Source organism: Schaalia sp. ORNL0103, from assembly GCF_019429565.1.
GTDB lineage: Bacteria > Actinomycetota > Actinomycetes > Actinomycetales > Actinomycetaceae > Pauljensenia.
Window position 1 is genome coordinate 918,661 of the sequence record NZ_JAHXSA010000001.1, and the last position, 18,346, is coordinate 937,006.

At 65.7% G+C, this 18,346-nt stretch carries 19 protein-coding genes; 1 reads left to right on the forward strand and 18 read right to left on the reverse strand.

Annotation, left to right across the window (positions count from 1 at the left end; translation table 11 throughout):
- Positions 1-29: 29 nt before the first annotated feature.
- The 11 genes from JJJ16_RS04075 to JJJ16_RS04125 form a co-directional block, all read right to left on the reverse strand.
- The gene (locus tag JJJ16_RS04075; RefSeq protein ID WP_003792514.1) at positions 30-569 is read right to left on the reverse strand and encodes an adenine phosphoribosyltransferase; all 540 of its coding nucleotides are present in this window, start codon (positions 567-569) and stop codon (positions 30-32) included.
- A complete protein-coding gene (secF, locus tag JJJ16_RS04080) occupies positions 566-1,654 on the reverse strand; it encodes a protein translocase subunit SecF (protein ID WP_219751478.1) in 1,089 nt (362 codons plus the stop codon). The genes JJJ16_RS04075 and secF overlap by 4 nt, the downstream gene beginning before the upstream one ends.
- A 1-nt stretch (position 1,655) precedes the next feature.
- Complete coding sequence (gene secD / locus JJJ16_RS04085; protein ID WP_219751479.1) at positions 1,656-3,644, reverse strand: protein translocase subunit SecD; 1,989 nt, start codon at positions 3,642-3,644, stop codon at positions 1,656-1,658.
- 26 nt (positions 3,645-3,670) lie between these two features.
- Positions 3,671-4,078 (reverse strand): preprotein translocase subunit YajC, encoded by a 408-nt coding sequence (locus JJJ16_RS04090; RefSeq protein ID WP_003796530.1) that lies wholly within the window; start codon positions 4,076-4,078, stop codon positions 3,671-3,673.
- A gap of 179 nt (positions 4,079-4,257) precedes the next feature.
- Positions 4,258-5,298: a Holliday junction branch migration DNA helicase RuvB gene (gene ruvB / locus JJJ16_RS04095; RefSeq protein ID WP_219751976.1), complete on the reverse strand. Its 1,041-nt coding sequence runs from the start codon at positions 5,296-5,298 to the stop codon at positions 4,258-4,260.
- Between the two features lie 4 nt (positions 5,299-5,302).
- A complete protein-coding gene (gene ruvA, locus JJJ16_RS04100; protein ID WP_219751480.1) occupies positions 5,303-5,908 on the reverse strand; it encodes a Holliday junction branch migration protein RuvA in 606 nt (201 codons plus the stop codon).
- A gap of 55 nt (positions 5,909-5,963) precedes the next feature.
- Positions 5,964-6,593 carry a crossover junction endodeoxyribonuclease RuvC gene (gene ruvC / locus JJJ16_RS04105; RefSeq protein ID WP_007590391.1) on the reverse strand — a complete coding sequence of 210 codons (630 nt, stop codon included), beginning with the start codon at positions 6,591-6,593 and terminating at the stop codon, positions 5,964-5,966.
- Entirely contained in the window at positions 6,593-7,186 is a 594-nt protein-coding gene (pdxT, locus tag JJJ16_RS04110) for a pyridoxal 5'-phosphate synthase glutaminase subunit PdxT (RefSeq protein WP_219751481.1), read from the reverse strand. Before pdxT ends, ruvC begins: the two co-directional genes overlap by 1 nt.
- The gene (gene pdxS, locus JJJ16_RS04115) at positions 7,180-8,082 is read right to left on the reverse strand and encodes a pyridoxal 5'-phosphate synthase lyase subunit PdxS (protein ID WP_003792524.1); all 903 of its coding nucleotides are present in this window, start codon (positions 8,080-8,082) and stop codon (positions 7,180-7,182) included. Before pdxS ends, pdxT begins: the two co-directional genes overlap by 7 nt.
- A gap of 2 nt (positions 8,083-8,084) precedes the next feature.
- Positions 8,085-8,846, reverse strand: coding sequence for a YebC/PmpR family DNA-binding transcriptional regulator (locus JJJ16_RS04120; protein WP_060567363.1), 762 nt, complete (start codon positions 8,844-8,846; stop codon positions 8,085-8,087).
- 148 nt (positions 8,847-8,994) lie between these two features.
- Positions 8,995-9,477 carry a SixA phosphatase family protein gene (locus JJJ16_RS04125; RefSeq protein ID WP_219751482.1) on the reverse strand — a complete coding sequence of 161 codons (483 nt, stop codon included), beginning with the start codon at positions 9,475-9,477 and terminating at the stop codon, positions 8,995-8,997.
- A 32-nt stretch (positions 9,478-9,509) separates the two neighbouring features.
- On the opposite strand from JJJ16_RS04125, the gene JJJ16_RS04130 reads away from it, so the two are divergent.
- Positions 9,510-9,755, forward strand: a complete 246-nt coding sequence (locus JJJ16_RS04130) for a hypothetical protein (protein ID WP_219751483.1) — start codon at positions 9,510-9,512, stop codon at positions 9,753-9,755.
- On the opposite strand, the gene JJJ16_RS04135 is transcribed toward JJJ16_RS04130, so the two are convergent.
- The 7 genes from JJJ16_RS04135 to glgA all read right to left on the reverse strand — a co-directional run bounded on the left by JJJ16_RS04135 (position 9,743) and on the right by glgA (position 18,297).
- Positions 9,743-10,414, reverse strand: coding sequence for a histidine phosphatase family protein (locus JJJ16_RS04135; protein ID WP_219751484.1), 672 nt, complete (start codon positions 10,412-10,414; stop codon positions 9,743-9,745). The genes JJJ16_RS04130 and JJJ16_RS04135 overlap by 13 nt on opposite strands.
- Positions 10,411-13,347: a bifunctional [glutamine synthetase] adenylyltransferase/[glutamine synthetase]-adenylyl-L-tyrosine phosphorylase gene (locus tag JJJ16_RS04140; protein ID WP_219751485.1), complete on the reverse strand. Its 2,937-nt coding sequence runs from the start codon at positions 13,345-13,347 to the stop codon at positions 10,411-10,413. The genes JJJ16_RS04135 and JJJ16_RS04140 overlap by 4 nt, the downstream gene beginning before the upstream one ends.
- On the reverse strand, positions 13,344-14,684 hold the full coding sequence (locus JJJ16_RS04145) for a glutamine synthetase family protein (protein ID WP_219751486.1): 1,341 nt from the start codon (positions 14,682-14,684) through the stop codon (positions 13,344-13,346). Before JJJ16_RS04145 ends, JJJ16_RS04140 begins: the two co-directional genes overlap by 4 nt.
- 69 nt (positions 14,685-14,753) lie before the next feature.
- Positions 14,754-15,713 carry an SPFH domain-containing protein gene (locus JJJ16_RS04150; RefSeq protein ID WP_034466683.1) on the reverse strand — a complete coding sequence of 320 codons (960 nt, stop codon included), beginning with the start codon at positions 15,711-15,713 and terminating at the stop codon, positions 14,754-14,756.
- A 48-nt stretch (positions 15,714-15,761) separates the two neighbouring features.
- A complete protein-coding gene (locus JJJ16_RS04155; protein ID WP_219751977.1) occupies positions 15,762-16,229 on the reverse strand; it encodes an NfeD family protein in 468 nt (155 codons plus the stop codon).
- A gap of 19 nt (positions 16,230-16,248) precedes the next feature.
- Positions 16,249-17,037: an ABC transporter ATP-binding protein gene (locus tag JJJ16_RS04160; RefSeq protein ID WP_219751487.1), complete on the reverse strand. Its 789-nt coding sequence runs from the start codon at positions 17,035-17,037 to the stop codon at positions 16,249-16,251.
- Between the two features lie 36 nt (positions 17,038-17,073).
- Positions 17,074-18,297 carry a glycogen synthase gene (glgA, locus tag JJJ16_RS04165; protein ID WP_007590485.1) on the reverse strand — a complete coding sequence of 408 codons (1,224 nt, stop codon included), beginning with the start codon at positions 18,295-18,297 and terminating at the stop codon, positions 17,074-17,076.
- Between the last annotated feature and the right edge of the window lie 49 nt (positions 18,298-18,346).

An 18,346-nucleotide genomic window follows, 5' to 3' on the forward strand; every position in this document is an offset into this window, starting at 1 on the left:
CGGACCCGCTCGCTGTCAAGAAACGACGCTTAGAGGTGCAGCGCGCTCTCCACCGTCACATCCGTCAGCACCGAGCGACCGCCCAGCGCATCGAGTTCCAGGAGAACGGCCACGGCCTCGACGGACGCGCCGCACTGACGCAGCAGCTTCACCGCCGCGTTCGCGGTGCCGCCCGTTGCGAGCACGTCGTCGATGATGAGGACGCGCTGGCCCTCGTGGACCGACTCGGGGTGCATTTCCATGCGCGCCGTGCCGTACTCGAGTTCGTAGTCGACGCCGATCACGTGGCCGGGCAGCTTGCCAGCCTTGCGGATCGTCAGCATTCCGAGGCCAAGCTCGGCGGCCACGGGGGCACCGAGGATGAAGCCACGCGACTCAAGACCCGCGACTGCGTCGATGCGACCCGCGTAGCGAGCGCCGATCAGCTCAACCAGTTCCTTGAATGCCGGGCCGTTCGCAAACAGCTCGGTGATATCACGGAACAGGACGCCGGGTTCCGGAAAATCCGGGATCTCCAGCATGTTGCTTCGCACCAGAGTGGCGATGCGCTCGCCAAGCTCACCGATCATCGATGATTCTTCTTCCTGTGGGGCTGATTCTCGTTGCCCAGGCGCTTGCCGGGCTTGATAGGAGCCACCTTCACCGATGCGGAGGCGCCCGGAGTGTCAGTGGCGTGGCGGCCCTGACGTGCCCGGTCGACGGCCGCGTTGTGCTCGCGGGTCTTGGCCGACAGCTCCTGGAAGGTGACCAGAAGCGGCGACGCGATAAAGATCGACGAGTAGGTACCGGCGATCATACCGACGAACAGGGCCAGCGAGATATCCACCAGGGTACCCGGGCCGAGGGCCACGGAACCAATGATGAGGATCGCACCGACGGGGAGAAGCGCCACAACCGAGGTGTTGATCGAACGAACCATCGTCTGGTTGACCGCAAGGTTCACGTACTCGGCGAAGGTGTAGTGCTTCTGCTCGTAGACGTCCGAGGTCAGCTCGCGCACCTTGTCGAAGACGACGACGGTGTCATAGAGCGAGTAACCCAGAATCGTCAGGAAGCCGATCACGGTCGCGGGCGAGACCTCGACCTGCAGGATCGCGAACACGCCGATGGTCACGGCGATGTCGTGCACCAGCGCGAGCAGCGCAGACGCAGCCATGCGCCACGAGCGGAAGTACACCGTCATCAGCAGAGCAACGAGCGCCATGAAGATGACGAGCGACTGAGCGGCCTTAGTGGTGACCGAGGAACCCCAGGAGGGGCCGATCGAGGAGGACTGCACCTCGGTCACATCGACGCCGTAGGCGCTGGCCAACGCGTCACGCATCTGAGCGGTCCGCGCGGAATCCAGGGACGACGTCTGGATTCGGACCGAGTCCGAGCCCACGCGAGTCACCTTCGGGGTGCCCTCAACGAGGCCGGTCGAGGTCACTGCACGCGAGGCGAAAGACTCGCTCTGGTCGCTCACGTGAGCGACATCGAACTGCGAGCCTCCGGTGAACTCAATTGAGCGGTTCAGGCCCAGGATCGCGACGAGTGCGAAACCGAGAACGAGCACCGCGGCGGCGAGGCCGACGAAGACCTTACGCTTGGGAACGACAGCATAGGACTTGTCGCCCGAGTACAGGGCGTTACCCCACTGAGCAAAACTCATCATGTCAGTTCTCCTCTTCCTCGGTCACGCCTGCGGCGCCATCCGTCGTTTCGGCTGAAGCATCGTCGACGGTCTCTTCCTCGGCCTTCGCAGCGGCGAGTCGGGCGGCACGGCGGCGCTCGGCAATCGACAGACCGTCACCGGCCTCGTCGTCGTTGTCCTTCGCCGTCGCGGATTCACCACGCACGACCACGCGACCACGACCCGCGTACACGAGAGCATTCTTCGCACCCAGGTGCTCGGGATCCAGACCCGACAGCTTGTGGCCCTCGCCGAAGAAGCGAGTCCGGATCAGCAGCTCCATCATCGGGTGGGTGAACAGGAAGATCACCGCGATGTCGATAACTGTCGTGATACCGAGGGTGAAAGCGAAGCCCTGAACGCCACCAACGGCGAGCAGGTAGAGGACCACGGCCGCAACCAGGTTGACGGCGTCGGAGACCAGAATGGTGCGCTTGGCGCGATCCCAGCCCTCTTCGACGGCGGCGCGCAGCGGTCGTCCGTCTCGGACCTCGTCTCGAACACGTTCGAAGTAGACGATGAACGAGTCGGTGGTCACGCCAATTGCCATAATCAGACCGGCAACGCCTGCCAGCGAGAGGCGGTAGCCCATCGCCCACGACAGCAGCGTGATCACCAGGTAGGTGATGACCGATGCAACGACCAGCGAACCGGCGGAAATGATCGCGAGGCCGCGGTACTGCCAGATCAGGTAGAGGATGACCAGCAGAAAGCCGATGAGGGCCGCCCACAGACCGACGGTCAGGTGATCCGTACCGATCGTCGCAGAAATCTGCTGCTCGGACTGAACCTCGAAGTTCAGGGGTAGCGAGCCGAACTGCAGCTGGTTGGCCAGAGCAGTCGCGGACTGCGCGGTGAAGTTACCGCTGATCTGCGCCTCACCGTTGGGGATGATGGCCTGCATCGACGGAGCGGTAATCACGGTTCCATCGAGAACGACCGCGAACGAGTTACGGTCCGGGCTGCCACGATAGGACGACCCCTGGGGGTCCGAATCGTGGTAGCCGTACAGGATCGTGGAGGTTTCCTTGAACTTCTCGGTGCCGTCATGGTTGAACTGCAGCGACACGATCCACTGGCCGGTCGACTGACCGTTGTTGTTGCGCGCGATGGCCGCAGCAGCAGTCGTCAAATCCGAACCGGGAACGGCCACGGGGCCCAGGATGTACTTGATCTGGCCGGACTCGTCGCAGGCGGCGTAGGGCTTGTCGGCAGGCCCCTCGACACGCTTCACATCGGCGGATGCCGAGCAATCGAGCGTCAGGAAGTCGTACATGACCTGCTCGGTCACCCAGGCGAGATCCGACGCATTCTCGGGAGTCGTCGCAGGGGTGTCGGACAGGACGCCGTCGCCATCCGCGTCGGCTGCGCCGCGAGCGGTCGCCTCATCCAGAGCGGTGGACTGGACGCCGGACTGAGCCGTATCAGCCGCGCCAGCGCCGCTCTGCTCACCCGACTGAGCACCGGACTGCTCACCCGACTGCGCGCCGCTCTGTTCGCCCGACTGAGCACCGGACTGGGCACCCGACTGAGGGTTATCCACCTTGGGCTGCTGCTCGTTCTGGAGAACGCCCTGCGCGGGCCCAATGCGCAGCACGGGGCGGAAGTTCATCTGCGAGGACGAACGAATCAGGTCCAGCTGCTCCTGGGACGGGGTGCCGGGAATCGACACCATGATGTTGGAGCTACCCATCGAGGAGATCTCGGACTCGGACACGCCGGAGGCGTCAATACGATTACGAATAATCGAAATCGCCTGCGTGATATCTTCCTCGGTGATCGCGCGCTGTCCCTCCGACGTCGGGGTCGGGGTCAGGATCAGCTGGGTACCACCCTTGAGGTCAAGGGCCAGGTCAGGGTATGGGGATACGCCCTTGGCAAGGTGCCCGATCGCTAGTGCCGCGCACGCCGCCACGATGGCGACGGTCAGGGTCACGAGCGCGCGCACGGGGCGTCGCTTATGTGATGCCACGGTTCTACTTTCCGTTCAGCCTTGAGTTACTTCTGCTGCTCGTCGGTGTCGCGCACGTCGAAAGACTGGGCGTCTTCCTGATCGAGACCGAGGACGGATGCGTCCTCCTCGACCGTCTCCACCTCGTCGGCGTCCGCTTCCGCCTGCTCCGCGTCAGCGAGCGGCGGCTGGCCACCGATCTCGGCGATGAATTCACGTTCCCAGTACATCTCGTGTCCGTTAGAGGTCTCCAGGACAACAATGTCGCCGTCGAGGTCAACAAAACGACCCCAGAAGCCCACGCGGGTACGCACCCATTCTCCGGGGGTGACGGCTGCAAGCTGGTCACGCTTTTCCTGTTCCAGCTTCTGCATCTGCTGCCTGCGGGAGCGCGAGCTCCACATCATGAAGACGATGAGGAAAGCTGCCATGATCAGGAGCATGTAGTTGTTCATAAAGGCTGATTCACTTTCGATGACGGTCTAGCGCTTCGAGCGCACTTTGCCAGTCTAATGCCCGAGCAAGGTTTTAGCCTAAGTGATCAAGGTGTGGCGCGGCGCGAGACGCCTCCGGAGCCTTTTTGACACTCCACACGCGCCCGCGGTCTGTACGGATGGGGACGAGGCCCACTCCCCTAGTCGAAAAGGCCACCGTCCGGTGCGGGCGGAGTGAGGCTGAGGTGGGCCCACGCCTTGGGGGTTGCCATGCGTCCGCGGTTGGTGCGCACGAGGAAGCCTTCGCGCACGAGGTAGGGTTCCGCGACCGTTTCGACCGTTTCTGCTTCCTCGCCGATCGTCACCGACAGGGTCGTGAGGCCAACGGGACCACCGGCGAAACGGCGACAGATGGCCTCAAGGACCGCGCGGTCGAGTCGGTCGAGGCCGGAGGGGTCAACTTCGAACAGCTCGAGGGCACCGCGCGCGGCCTCGAGGGTCAGCTGCCCGTCGCCATGCACCTGGGCGTAGTCAACGACGCGGCGCAGGAGGCGGTTCGCGATACGAGGCGTTCCACGCGAACGCGAGGCGATCTCGTGGGCGGCCTGCGCGTCAATGGGCGAACCCAGCAGCGAGGCGGAACGGGTGACCACCGACTGGAGCTCATCGGTCTCGTAGAACTCGAGATGGGCGGTAAAGCCGAAGCGGTCGCGCAGCGGCGCGGGGAGCAGGCCGGATCGTGTCGTCGCGCCCACGACCGTAAAGGGCGGAAGGGTGAGCGGAATCGACGTCGCGCCGGGCCCCTTACCCACGACGACGTCAACACGGAAGTCCTCCATGGCGAGATACAGCATTTCCTCGGCGGTTCGCGCGAGGCGGTGGATCTCGTCGATGAAGAGGATGTCGCCCTCTTGGAGGCCGGAGAGAATCGCGGCAAGGTCACCAGCGTGCTGGATCGCGGGGCCGGAGGTCAGTCGCAGTGACGTTCCCATCTCCGCGGCGATGATCATTGCCAGCGTCGTCTTGCCGAGTCCGGGAGGGCCCGCAAGCAGGACGTGGTCGGGGCTGGCCGAGCGCATCCGCGCGGCGTCGAGGACGAGCTGCAGCTGGCCTCGCACGACGCGCTGGCCCACGAACTCAGAGAGCTTCTTGGGGCGCAGCGCGGCCTCAGCTGCCCGCTCGAGTTCCCCGGCGTCGGGGGCGACGATGCGCATCGCATCGACGTCGAAACCGGAATCCATCTGATCAGCCACGTCCGCCTCCCAGCGTCACGAGGGCGGCGCGCAGCATGTCGGATGCACCAAGACCATTGCCCGCGAGTTTCTCGATGGCCTTGGCAGCCTGTGCCTCGGACCATCCCAGGCCGACCAGGGCTGCGCTGACCTCGGAGGCCACGGCGTCCTCGGTGGGCGCGGGGGCGGCGGCGGTTTCGCCGCCCGGCAGTGCTGCCGGGGTGCCCAGCTTGTCGCCGATTTCCAGGGCCATGCGCTGTGCGGACTTCTTGCCCACGCCCGGGATCCGCTGCAGCGCGGTCAGGTCCTGGTCGCGCACCGCGCGGCGCAGGTCGTCGGGGCGCAGGACCGCCAATGCAGCAAGCGCGATCTTCGGGCCGATGCCCGACACCGACAGCAGCTTCGTGAACACGTCCCGCTCATCGGCGGACTCGAAACCGTACAGCGTCATCGAGTCTTCGCGCACGATCATCGACGTGAACACGGTCATCTCCTGATCACGCGAGGCGCCCTGCGCGAAGGCGGGCGTCACGTGCACGCGGAAGCCGATGCCTCCCACCACGATATCGATGTGGTCGAGGCCGACGCTCGCGACTGTGCCGCGCAGAATGGAGATCACTGCGTTCCTTTCGTTCACGGGTCACCCGCGTACGCGGGCGAACATATGTACGATTCTAGCCGCGCCTGCGCCTCGGATCGACGGCACCCGTTCGGCGTTGCGCGGCCTGGGCCTCGGCCCACGCCTTTTGGGCGGGCGTCATGGATCCGCGCGCGGTCAGGCGACCCGAGATCGAGACGGCGACCGACGAGTCCTCGGGGGCGCCAAGCAAGCCTGTCCCCCGCCACGCGTGCGTAATCGCAATGGCAAGAGCGTCCGCGGCGTCCGCGGGCTTAGGAGCCTTGGCGAGGCCAAGGATGCGCGCGACCATCGCCTGCACCTGCGCCTTGTCCGCGTTTCCGTTACCAGAAACGGCGGACTTCACCTCGGAGGGCGTATGAACGGCCATCGGCAGGCCGGCCCGACCGACGCACGTCATCGCCGCGCCCATGACCTGCATCGTGGTGGTCACCGACTGGAGGTTGTCCTGCGCGAAAACGCGTTCGATGGCGACGACCTCGGGCTCGTAGCGTTCGATGACGCTGTCGATCGCGTCCGCGATCGTGCGCAGCCGGAAGTGCGTCGCCAGGTCCTTATCGGTACGGGCGACACCGACGTACACGAGCGAGGCGCGCCGCGACGCATCAACGTCAACAACGCCGAGGCCGCAGCGCGTCAGGCCCGGGTCGATGCCCATGACGCGCATCAGGCGCGCGCCACCATATCAACAAACATCGCGTGGATCCGATCGTCTCCACCCACCTCGGGGTGGAACGACGTCGCCATGACGTTGCCGCGGCGCACGCCGACAATCGGACCGTCGGCGCTGTTGCCGGCGCGCGCGATCACCTCAACGCCCTCACCCACGGACTCAACCCACGGGGCGCGGATGAACACTGCGTGGAAGGGGCCACCCTCGAGACCCTGGACGTCCAGGTCCTCCTCGTAGGAGTCGACCTGACGACCGAATGCGTTACGGCGCACGACCATGTCGAGCGCGCCGAAAGAACGCTGGTCCTCACGTCCGTCCAGGATCGACGAGGCGAGCATGATCATGCCCGCGCACGTCCCGTAGACCGGCAGGCCGGAGGCGATCCGGTCATTGAGCGTGTCAAACAGACCGAAGGAGAGCAGGAGGTTCGACATGGTCGTCGACTCGCCGCCCGGGATGACCAGGCCGTCGACCTGGTCGAGCTCAGAAACCCTGCGCACAAGCAGCGCGCGGGCGCCGGAGTTTTCCAGCGCCCGCACGTGCTCTGCGACGTCGCCCTGCAGGGCGAGAACGCCGATGGTCACCATCCGCGCTCCGCAAGGCGGTGATCGACCGGCAGGTCGTCGACGTTAATGCCGACCATGGCCTCGCCGAGACCACGGGAGACCTCGGCGATGACGGACGGATCGTCGTAGAAGGTCGTGGCCTTGACGATGGCAGCCGCGCGCTTGGCGGGGTCGCCGGACTTGAAGATGCCCGAACCAACGAAGACACCCTCGGCGCCCAGCTGCATCATCATGGCAGCGTCGGCGGGGGTGGCAATGCCACCTGCGGTGAAGAGCACGACGGGGAGGCGACCCTCGCGGGCGACCTCGGCGACGAGCTCGTAGGGGGCCTGCAGTTCCTTAGCCGCGACGTAGAGCTCGTCCTCGGGCAGGGAGGTCAGGTGGCGGATCTCGTCGCGGATCTTACGCATGTGCGTGGTCGCGTTGGAGACATCGCCGGTGCCGGCCTCGCCCTTGGAGCGGATCATGGCCGCGCCCTCGTTGATGCGGCGCAGCGCCTCACCGAGGTTGGTCGCACCGCAGACGAAGGGAACGGTGAAGTTCCACTTGTCGATGTGGTGGGTGTAGTCGGCGGGGGTCAGGACCTCGGACTCGTCGATGTAGTCGACGCCGAGGGACTGAAGAACCTGCGCCTCAACGAAGTGGCCGATGCGGGCCTTGGCCATCACGGGGATGGACACGGCCTCGATGATGCCTTCGATCAGGTCGGGGTCGGACATGCGGGCCACGCCACCCTGGGCGCGGATGTCGGCGGGGACACGCTCGAGGGCCATGACGGCCACGGCGCCCGCGTCCTCGGCGATCTTCGCCTGCTCGGGGGTAACGACGTCCATGATGACGCCACCCTTGAGCATCTGGGCCATACCGCGCTTGACCTGCGGGGTGCCGACCTCGCGCTTAGCGGTCGAATCGCTCATGTTCACTCCTGCTCTTCCAGCTGGGCACGAACCTCGTCCGACAGGGACATGTTCGTGTAGATGTTCTGCACGTCATCGGAGTCCTCGAGCGCGTCGATGAGCTTGTTGACCTTGAGGGCGCCCTCGAGATCGAGCTCGACCTCGGTGGAGGCGACGAACTGGACTTCGGCGGAGTCGTAGTCGATGCCCGCGTCCTGCAGGGCGGTACGCACGGCAACAACGTCCTTGGGGTCGGACTCGACGATGAAGAGCTCGCCGGCGTCCTCGACCTCTTCGGCGCCCGCGTCGAGAACGGCCATCATGATGGATTCCTCGTCCACACCGTCGGCGGCGGGCACCTCAACGATGCCGCGACGAGAGAACAGGTAGGCCACCGAACCGGGGTCGGCCAGCGAGCCGCCGTGGCGGGTGAAGCCCAGGCGAACGTCGGAGGCGGCGCGGTTGCGGTTGTCGGTCAGACACTCCACCAGGAAGGCGACGCCATTGGGGCCGTAGCCCTCGTACATGATGGTCTCGTAGTTGGCGCCACCGGCCTCCGCACCGGAGCCACGCTTGACGGCGCGGTCGATGTTGTCGGCGGGGACGGAGTTCTTCTTCGCCTTCTGGATGGCGTCGTACAGGGTCGGGTTGCCAGCGGGGTCGCCGCCGCCCGTGCGAGCTGCAACCTCAATGTTCTTGATGAGGCGCGCGAAGAGCTTGCCGCGCTTGGCGTCAATAGCGGCCTTCTTGTGCTTGGTGGTCGCCCACTTAGAGTGTCCCGACATCACTTCTCCCTGTTGGGTGGATAGATACCGCCATATTCTAACGCGTCTGCGGCCCCCATCCGCATCCGGGCGGGCGTCACGTGGACAAACGTAAACACACTCACAGGAACGATGGACGAGGCCGGGGCCTCATCTGCGGGCTCGTGACCTACCGGGTGGGCGGGGTCAGCACCGTGCGCAGAGCGCAGTTCGAAGGGGCCAGATCCTCCCAGGTTCCGTCGAAGGTGAGGATGAGAGCCGTCGCGGTCGGTACGCCTCGGGCCACCTCTCCCCGATCATTCTCGCGCGCCAGCACGTAACCGGCACCGGAGATAGTGGGCTCGTGACCGACGATGAGTGCCTTGGTCCCCTCGAAAGTGCGCGCCAGGGTGAGGATGTCCTCCTCGTCGGCGTTGTAGACACCGCGGTCGAACCAGCTATCACGGATCGACACGCGCTGACTGATCTGAGCGAAGGTCTGCTGGGCGCGCGTCGCGTCCGAGCACACCGCGACATCGAATGCGCCGATCTCGCGGGATAAGACGCCGCCGAGACGCGCAGCCTGATCGACTCCCGCGTGCGTGAGGGGTCGAGTGTGATCGGGGTATGAATATGAGGCCTGCGCGTGGCGAACGAGAACGAGGGTTGGCATACTTCCAAGCGTAACCGCACGGGGAGGACACCATGGCACTGGGAGTCGAAGCCGCATCGGGCATCTGCTCGGCGCGTGAATGCACGAACGCCGCGATCTACCGGATCGACTGGCGTAACCCTGCGATCCACCACGCCCGCACGAAGACGTGGCTCGCGTGCGAAGGCCACCTGTCGTACCTGGAGAACTACTTCAAATACCGCTCGTTCCCTTTCGAGGTGTCAGCTTTCGTCGCACCCGATGAGGACTCAGGCGGCGAATCGTCTCACGACCACTGATCGAGGGGCCGGTCGTTCCAGGTCAGGGCGCGGAGTCCCTTCGCCAGCTCGTCCGCGGAGGCCGGGGTGAAGTCGAGCGCCCACTCGAAGGTGGACGTGCCCGTGTTCGACATGAAGTGCTTGGAGACGAGTTCCTCGTCGATGCCGGTGGACAGCCACGTGGCCAGCAGGCGCGTGAGGGCACCGTGGATGACGAACACCGCAACGGCCTCGTCCCCCGCTTGCTCGCGTGCGGCCAGGCCCACTCGGCGCACGGTCTCCAGCGAGCGGGCCAGGGCCTCGCGCCCGCTTTCGCCGCCGGGCATGCGATTATCCAAATCCCCGGCGCACCACGACAGGGTCGTGCGCACGTAGAGGGACTGCGATGCCGGGTCGGCCGCCATTTCGAGGTCGCCGGAGCGTAGCTCGCGGATGCCGGGGTGCACCTGCGGGGTCAGCCCGTAGGCGCTCGCCAGCGGGGCCGCGGTCAGGCGCGTACGTTGCAGTCCGGACAATGCGATGACGGTGGGAGGCGGCGCAACCTCGGACTCCCATCGATCCGCGAGGCGCTGGGCCTGGAGGAGTCCTTCGGGAGTCAGCCCGAGGCCGGGGCGCACCGTATCAAGCGCACCGAGGCGATTTGCGGGGGTCTGTCCGTGCCGAACCAGCACAATCTTCACTGCTGCTCCCAGAAAAGTCGTTCCATGACGGCGCGCGCTTTGCGTCCAGCGCGCAGCCAGTCGTCTTCGAGGGCGTTCAGCCCGCCGCTACCGTACCCGAGGATCGCTGCGAGGGCACGCAGCTCCGCGCTGTCACGAGGCAAGACGTCGAGCTTCACACCGCTCATTCGCCCGCTCGCCAGTGTGTTGGCCGCGCGAATACGAGTGGCCATGTCCCAGGCATCGAGAAGAATCTGCGCGTCTTGAGCGCTGATCAGCTCGTGCTCCCGAGCGCTCAGGATCGCCTGCGTCGTCGAGGGCGTACGCAGTGCGGGGTTGGTCATCCCAGCACGCATCTGGATGAGTTGGATCGTCCACTCCACGTCCGTGAGGCCACCGGGGCCTAGCTTCACGTGGCGAGCGGGCTCGATGCCGCGCGGCAGACGCTCGTTCTCCATGCGGGCTTTGAGCAAGCGAATGTCACGCACATCAGACTCGCTCACTCCCCCATAGGCGAGCTCATCGAACAGTGCCCGCGCAGAATCGGCGAGGCTTCCCTCACCGATCGGGCGTGCACGCACCGCCGCCTGGCGCTCCCAGGTGGAGGCCCACCGCTGCGCATACTCACGATGCGACTCAATCGTACGGCTCATCGGACCATTCTTACCCTCGGGACGCAGGTCGAGGTCGACGACAATGCCCAGCTGGTTGGTCGCCGAGCCGAGGAGGTTCTTCACGCGGTTGACGATCGCCGTTGCGCTGGCCGCCGCCTCCGCCTCGGTGGCACCCCCGACGGGCTCGTGCAGGGCAATCACGTCGGCGTCCGAGGCGTACGAGCACTCGCGTCCACCGTAGCGGCCCATCGCAACAAACACGACGGCCGCCCGCTGCTCGCCCCACCGCTCGGCTTCTTCCCGCTCCGCGATGGCGAGGGCTCCGAGAATTGCCGCATCCGTGGCGTCGGCGATCGCATTCCCGCGCGGATCGACGCCACCCAGCAGGTCGCTCATCGCGCAACGCGTGAGCTCACGCGTACGTACTGCTCGTACGCGCGCAGCGGCCTCCGTCGCGTCATCGTGGCGATCAATAAGGGCTGCAACTTCCCGAGCTAGCCGATGCGGCTCGCGCGGCGCCAGCTCACCATCGTCGTCGAGCCACGCCACAGCCTCGGGACGCTTGGCGAGCGCCTCTGCAATCCAGCGGGAGTTCGGAAGCATGGTCGTGAGCCTGTGGGCAGCCACGCCCGAGTCGCGCAGGAGCGCGAGGTACCAGTGCGAGTCTCCGATGTCCTCGGACAGGATGCGGAAGTTCAGGAGCCCCATGTCGGGGTCGGCGCCTCCGGCGAGCCACGAGATGAATACCGGAAGCAGGTGACGCTGGATCGCCGCGCGCCTGCTCGTGCCCTGTGTGAGGGCTCCAATGTGCGTGAGCGCTCCCGCCGGATCCCGGTAGCCGATAGCGGCCAGTCGGTCGCGCGCGCCATCCGCGTGCAGGGACACCTCGTCCTCGCTCAGCGACGCAGTCGCGGCGATGATCGGGCGATAGAAGACGTCCTCGTGGAGAGCACGCACGCGAGTGCGAACCTCGTCGATGGCAGTGCTGATCGACCCGGCATCCGCGAAGCGAGCGGTCCCCATCGCACGCCCGAGGACACGCAGCTCCCGTTCCTTGTCCGGAATCAGGTGCGTGCGACGCATGCGGGGCAGCTGAGTGCGGTGTTCGACGGCGCGCAGGAAGCGGTAGCACGAGGCGAGCTGTTGTGCGTCGCTACGAGCAATGTATCCGCCCTCGCGCAGCGCCTCGATCGCCTCCAGTGTCGACCTCACGCGCAGGAAGGCATCGGTGCGACCATGGACGAGCTGGAGGAGCTGGACCGTGAACTCGACGTCGCGTAGTCCGCCTCGGCCGAGCTTAAGCTCGCGCGACGCGTGCGAACGCGAAATGTTGTCCTCGACGCGTCGGCGCATCGCGCGCGCGGCCTCGACGAAGCCCTCACGTGTCGCGGCGCTCCACACGTAGGGCTGTGCGGCTTCCTCGAAGGCACGCCCGACGGTCTCGTCTCCCGCACAGGCGCGCGCCTTGAGCAGCGCCTGGAACTCCCAGGTCTGCGCCCACTTGTCCCAGTACTGGCGGTAGGACTCGACGGTGCGCACGAGTGCTCCGTTGCGTCCCTCAGGCCGCAGGTTAGCGTCCACCGTCCACAGTGGAGCTTCGGTTCCGGGCCCCGAGCAAGCGGAAGCCGTCGCCGCCGCAAGTCGCGTCGCGACCTCGAGGGCCACGCGTTCGTCCCCGTCTGCCCCGGCCTCGGCGACGTAGACGACGTCGACGTCGGATATGTAGTTGAGTTCGCGTGCTCCCGTCTTACCCATCGCAATGATGGCGAAGGGGATGCGTCCCTGCGGGTCGATGTCCCGCCTCGCCAGGGCAAGGCCGGCCTCAAGGGCGGCGTCGACCAGGTCGGCGATGCGCCGACCGGCCTCGGGCATGAAGCCTTCAGGATCATCGCTCGTCAGGTCATCGGCGGCCAGGTACAGCAGGACCTGGCGATACGCGCCCCGTAGATGGTCCACCCGGGCGTCCTCAGAGGCGACGAAAGCGCCGCGCTCCCCTCGCGTCGCCCCCACGGAAGCGAGCATGACTCGCGCGGCGTCGCCGGGATCCTCCCACGTCGATCGAGCACGGCCAGGCTCGGCGATGATGTAATCGCCCAGCCACTGGCTGCCGCCCAGGACGGCGCACAGGCGAGCGCGCGCACGTGAATCATCGACGAGTCCCCGCACGAGGCCGGAGTCCGCCTCGTGAAGGCGGATCGCCGCCAGCAACGCCTGATCGGGGTCGGCACTGGCTCCCAGGTCCGCCGCCCATACCTCGGCTCCACCCGGAAGCTCCTGGAAAAAGTCGAGGGCTCGGCGAGGATCCAGGAATCCGGCAATCCGAAGTTCGTCAGGTGTCACCGGGGAACGACCTTCAGGAATTGCTCGAGCTCCTGGCGAGTAATCTGCTGGCGGTATTCCGTCCATTCCTTGCGCTTGTTGCGGATGACGTAGTCGAACACCTGCTCGCCGAGCGTGGAGGCCACCAGGTCGGAACTCTTCATGGCACGCACGGCGTCCGCCAACGAGGCAGGCAGGGCGTGAATACCCATGACCTGACGTTCACGATCCGACAGGTCCCACACGTTGTCCTCGGCCTCGGGCATCAGCTCCATCTTCTTCTCGATGCCGTCGAGCCCAGCCGCGATGAGGACGGCAAACGCCAGGTAGGGGTTCGCGCTCGGATCCGGGGCGCGGTACTCGATGCGTGCCGCCGCAGCCTTCTTCGGCTTGTAGAGGGGAACGCGCACGAGAGCCGAGCGATTCAAGTGGCCCCAGCACACGTAGGAGGGAGCCTCTCCCCCGCCCCACAGGCGCTTGTAGGAGTTGACATGCTGGTTGGTGATGGCCGCGATCTCCTCGGCGTGCGCGAGAAGGCCGGCGATGAACTGGCGCCCCGTCGTGGACAGGCGATACTGGCCCGCCGGGGAGAAAAACGCGTTCTCTTCGCCCTCGAACAGCGACAGGTGCGTGTGCATGCCCGAGCCGGGGTGCTCAATGAAAGGCTTGGGCATGAACGTCGCGACGAGCTCCTCGCGTAGCGCGACCTCCTCAATGAGGGTGCGCGCAGTCATGATGTTATCCGCTGCACGCACAGGGTCAACCGCGCGCAGGTCGATCTCGTTTTGTCCCGGTCCGCCCTCGTGGTGCGAGAACTCGACCGGGATCGCCATGTCCTCAAGCATCCGCACGGCGCGGCGGCGGAAGTCGTTCGAATCGCCGCGCGCCACGTGGTCGAAGTAGCCAGCCTGATCAACGGGAATCATGCGATCGGGCGTCACAGGCTGACGCAGGAGGTAAAACTCGATCTCCGGGTGAATCATGACCCGGAAGCCGGCGTCGGCGGCGCGCTCCACGGCGCGCTCGAGAACCCCTCGGGGATCCGAGGGAGCCGGGCGACCATCGGGCATGAGGACGTCGCAGAACATGCGGGCCACCGGGTCCTCGTTGGAACGCCACGGCAGTAACTGGAACGTCGAGGCATCGGGCTTCAGCAGCATGTCCGACTCGTAGACGCGCGTCAGGCCTTCGACGGCCGACCCGTCGAAGCCAATCCCCTCGCTGAACGCCTCCTCGAGCTCACCGGGGTCGATCGAGATCGACTTCAAGACGCCCGCGACATCCGTGAACCACAAACGGATAAAGCGAATATTCTTCTGCGCGACCTCGCGCAGCACGTATTCCTGATGCGAATCCACCGGTATCCTCCCGTTGAGAAAAGAACGGGCCGACCGCAGGGACTGCGGTCGGCCCGGCATGGCTTCAGTCTACTTGCCCAGGTTGAAACCCTTCGAGATGGATTCCAGTGCGCCGGTGAGATCCGAGGGCAGCATCCACAGCTTGGACGCCTGACCGTCTGCGATCTTCGGCAGCATTTCGAGGTACTTGTAGGACAGGAGCTCGGGCGTGGCCTTTCCTGCGTTGATCGCCGCGAAGACCGTCTGGATGGCCTCAGACTCACCCTGTGCGCGCAGAATCTGCGCCTGGCGGGCACCCTCAGCCTGGAGGATCAGGGCTTCCTTCTGGCCCTTCGCCTGAAGAACCTGTGCTTCCTGCTGGGCGGAGGCAGCCAGAACGGCGGCCTGCTTGGCGCCCTCAGCCTTCTTGATCTGGGCCTCACGCTCGGCCTCGGCCGTCAGAATCGTGGCACGCTTGGTGCGCTCCGCCGTAATCTGCTGCTCCATCGCAGCCAGGACTCGCGGCGGCGGCTCGATGGACTTGAGCTCCACGCGGGTCACGCGAATGCCCCATGGGCCCGTGGCCTCGTCAAGAACGCCGCGCAGCTGCTTGTTGATCGACTCGCGCGAGGTCTGCGTCTGCTCCAGGTCCAGCGAACCGATCAGGTTACGCAGCGTCGTGGCGGTCAGCTGCTCGATCGCCTGCAGGAAGTTAGCGACCTCGTAGGTCGCGCTGCGCGGATCCGTGATCTGGAAATAGATGACGGAGTCGATCGAGACCATCGCCTGGTCGGCGGTGATGACGGGCTGCGGCGGGAAGTTCGCGACCTGCTCACGCAGATCGATACGCGCGGCGACGCGGTCCACGAAGGGGACCAGCAGGTGGAAACCACCCTGCATGACCGCCTGGAACCGACCAAGGCGCTCCACGACGTACGCCTGCGACTGCGGAACGATTCGCACTGCGCGGGCGAGCGAGACCACGACGAAAACGACAAGAGCAAGCACCACGATGAACGCGATGTTACCGATGATGTTTCCTGAATTCACAGCGTCTTTCCTTTCTTACGTCAATGACAAATACAAGATTGTGCGGGATCAGGAGATCGAGTCTCCATACGGATGCGTCGAAGCCGCAGAGGCCGGGTCGAGGGCGCTCACGACGGCGGTTGCACCGTCGATGCGGTCAACACGAACCTCGGCGCCAACGGGCAGCGTGGGCCCCTCGGTGCGTGCGCTCCACTCTCCACCCGAGAACTGGATACGCCCGTGGCGCTCTCCCACGGCCTCGGTCACATATCCGGTCTTGCCAATCAGACCGTCAGTATTGCTCGGAACATAACCGCTGGACCGGTCGATACGCCCTTTCAGGAAGGGACGCAGGATGACCAGGAGAGCAATCGAGACGACAATGAAGACGATGACCTGAACCGTCAGGTTTGCGCCGAACGCGCCCGCGATACCCGCCGCCAACGCGCCGATCGCAAACATGAGGAAGACGAAGCTCACGCTCATGACCTCGACGATTCCGCAGAGGAGGGCGCCGAGAATCCACAGCCACCACATACCGCTCACGCTCCTATTCTCACGCGCTCACACCGCGCGCCCACCAGCGCCCGTCAGTGTTGCCGGCGAGCAGAGGCATGCCGTACACCTCGGATAGGTTGACACCGGTCAGGACGTCTTCAATCGGCCCCTGGTGCGTGATCGCACCGTTCGACATGATCGCGCAGTGCGTGGCGCCCGCGGGGATCTCTTCGATCTGATGCGTCACCAGGATGACCTGCGGGGACTTCGAACCCTGCATGATCTCCGACAGAGCGGCGATCAGCAGCTCGCGAGCACCCAGGTCGAGGCCCGAGGTCGGCTCGTCGAGGATGAGCACCTCAGGGTCGGTCATGAGGGCGCGTGCCAGCAGCACGCGCTGGGCCTCACCCTCGGACAGCGTCGAAAACTCGCGCTGGGCCAGGTGCGAGACACCGAAGATGTCCATGAGCGCGTGGGCACGCTCGTCATCGACCTGCTCGTATTCCTCGTCGTGGGCGACGGCAAGGCCCCAGGCGGCGCTGCGCACCGTGTCGAGGACCGACTGAGTTGGCACGATCTTGGCCGCCACCGCGGCCGACGAGAGCCCCACGCGCGTGGCGATCTCTGAGGGGTCGGCGTGCGACAAATCGGTCTCCGACACCGTCACCTCTCCGCTATCGGGAGCGATACGGCCCGAGGCCACGCGCGCCAGCGTGGTCTTGCCGGCGCCATTCGGGCCGACGATGACCCAGTGCTGGCGCGGGCGCGTCGACCACGAGACGTCGGACAGGACCTGCGTGTCCCCGCGTTGAAGGGACACGTGAGAAAGATTCAGGACGTAAGTCATGTATCCAGCCTAGTCGTCTGTCGGGTGACGTGCGCCCTAAACGAGCGAACGGTACAGCTCGGCAGTCTTCACGCCGATCGCTTCCCAGGAGAAGTGATCGCGGGCGCGAACGAGACCTGCCTCGCCCATACGACGGCCCAGCTCCGGATCGTCGAGGACACGCACCAGTCGATCAGCCATCGCTTCCTCAAAGGCGCGAGGATCGAGCGGGGTTCCCGTGCCGTCCTGCTTCTGGTCGATCGGCACGAGGTAGCCGGTCTCTCCATCGACGATGACGTCGGGAATGCCGCCGGTAGCGGTGCCGACGACGGGCAGGCCGAGGGCCATCGCCTCCAGGTTGACGATGCCGAGGGGCTCGTACACCGACGGCGTGATGAAGACCTGCGCCGAGGACAGGATCGCCGCTACCTCGGGCTGCGGGAGCATCTCGGAGATGAGGACGACGCCGGAGCGGCGAGCGCGCAGCTCGGCGACGAGGCCCTCGACCTCTGCGGCGATCTCGGGAGTATCGGGAGCGCCGGCGCACAGCACGAGTTGAACGTCATCGGGCAGGAGCTGGGCGGCGCGTAGGAAGTACGGGAGGCCCTTCTGGCGGGTGATGCGACCGACGAACACGACCGTACGACGAGACGGGTCAATACCGTGCTCGGCGAGAACGCGGGCGCGCAGTTCCTCGCCCGCCTCACCCTCGGGGGCGTGCCACTTGTTCAGGTCGATGCCGTTGTGGATGACGTGTACGCGCTCGGGATCAACGCCGGGGTAGCAGCGCAGAATGTCGTCACGCATGCCGTTCGAGACGGCGACGATCGCACTCGCAGCCTCGTAGGCCGTCTTCTCAACGTAGGAGGACAGGCGGTAGCCGCCGCCGAGCTGCTCAGCCTTCCACGGACGCAGCGGCTCAAGCGAGTGCGCCGAGATCACGTGCGGGATGTCGCCGAGAAGCGACGCAACGTGCCCAGCAAAGTTCGCGTACCAGGTGTGGGAGTGGACCAGGTCAGAACCCTCGCACGCAGCGGCAATCTCGAGGTCAACACCGAGCGTGCGCAGCGCAGCGTTCGCTCCGGCCAGCTGAGGCAGATCGGCATGTCCCGTCACGCCCGGGTCAGCTCCATCGGTACCCGGTTCGCGCGGACCGTCAAACGCCTGGACGCGCAGGTCATCGACGAGGCCGCGCAGGACCTTGGCCAATTCGAGCACGTGGACACCGGCTCCTCCGTAGACGTGAGGCGGGTATTCACGGGTGAGGAGATCAACGCGCATGATGGGGTCCTTCCGACGGGAGCGACGTGTGAGACACATCGTATCCGAT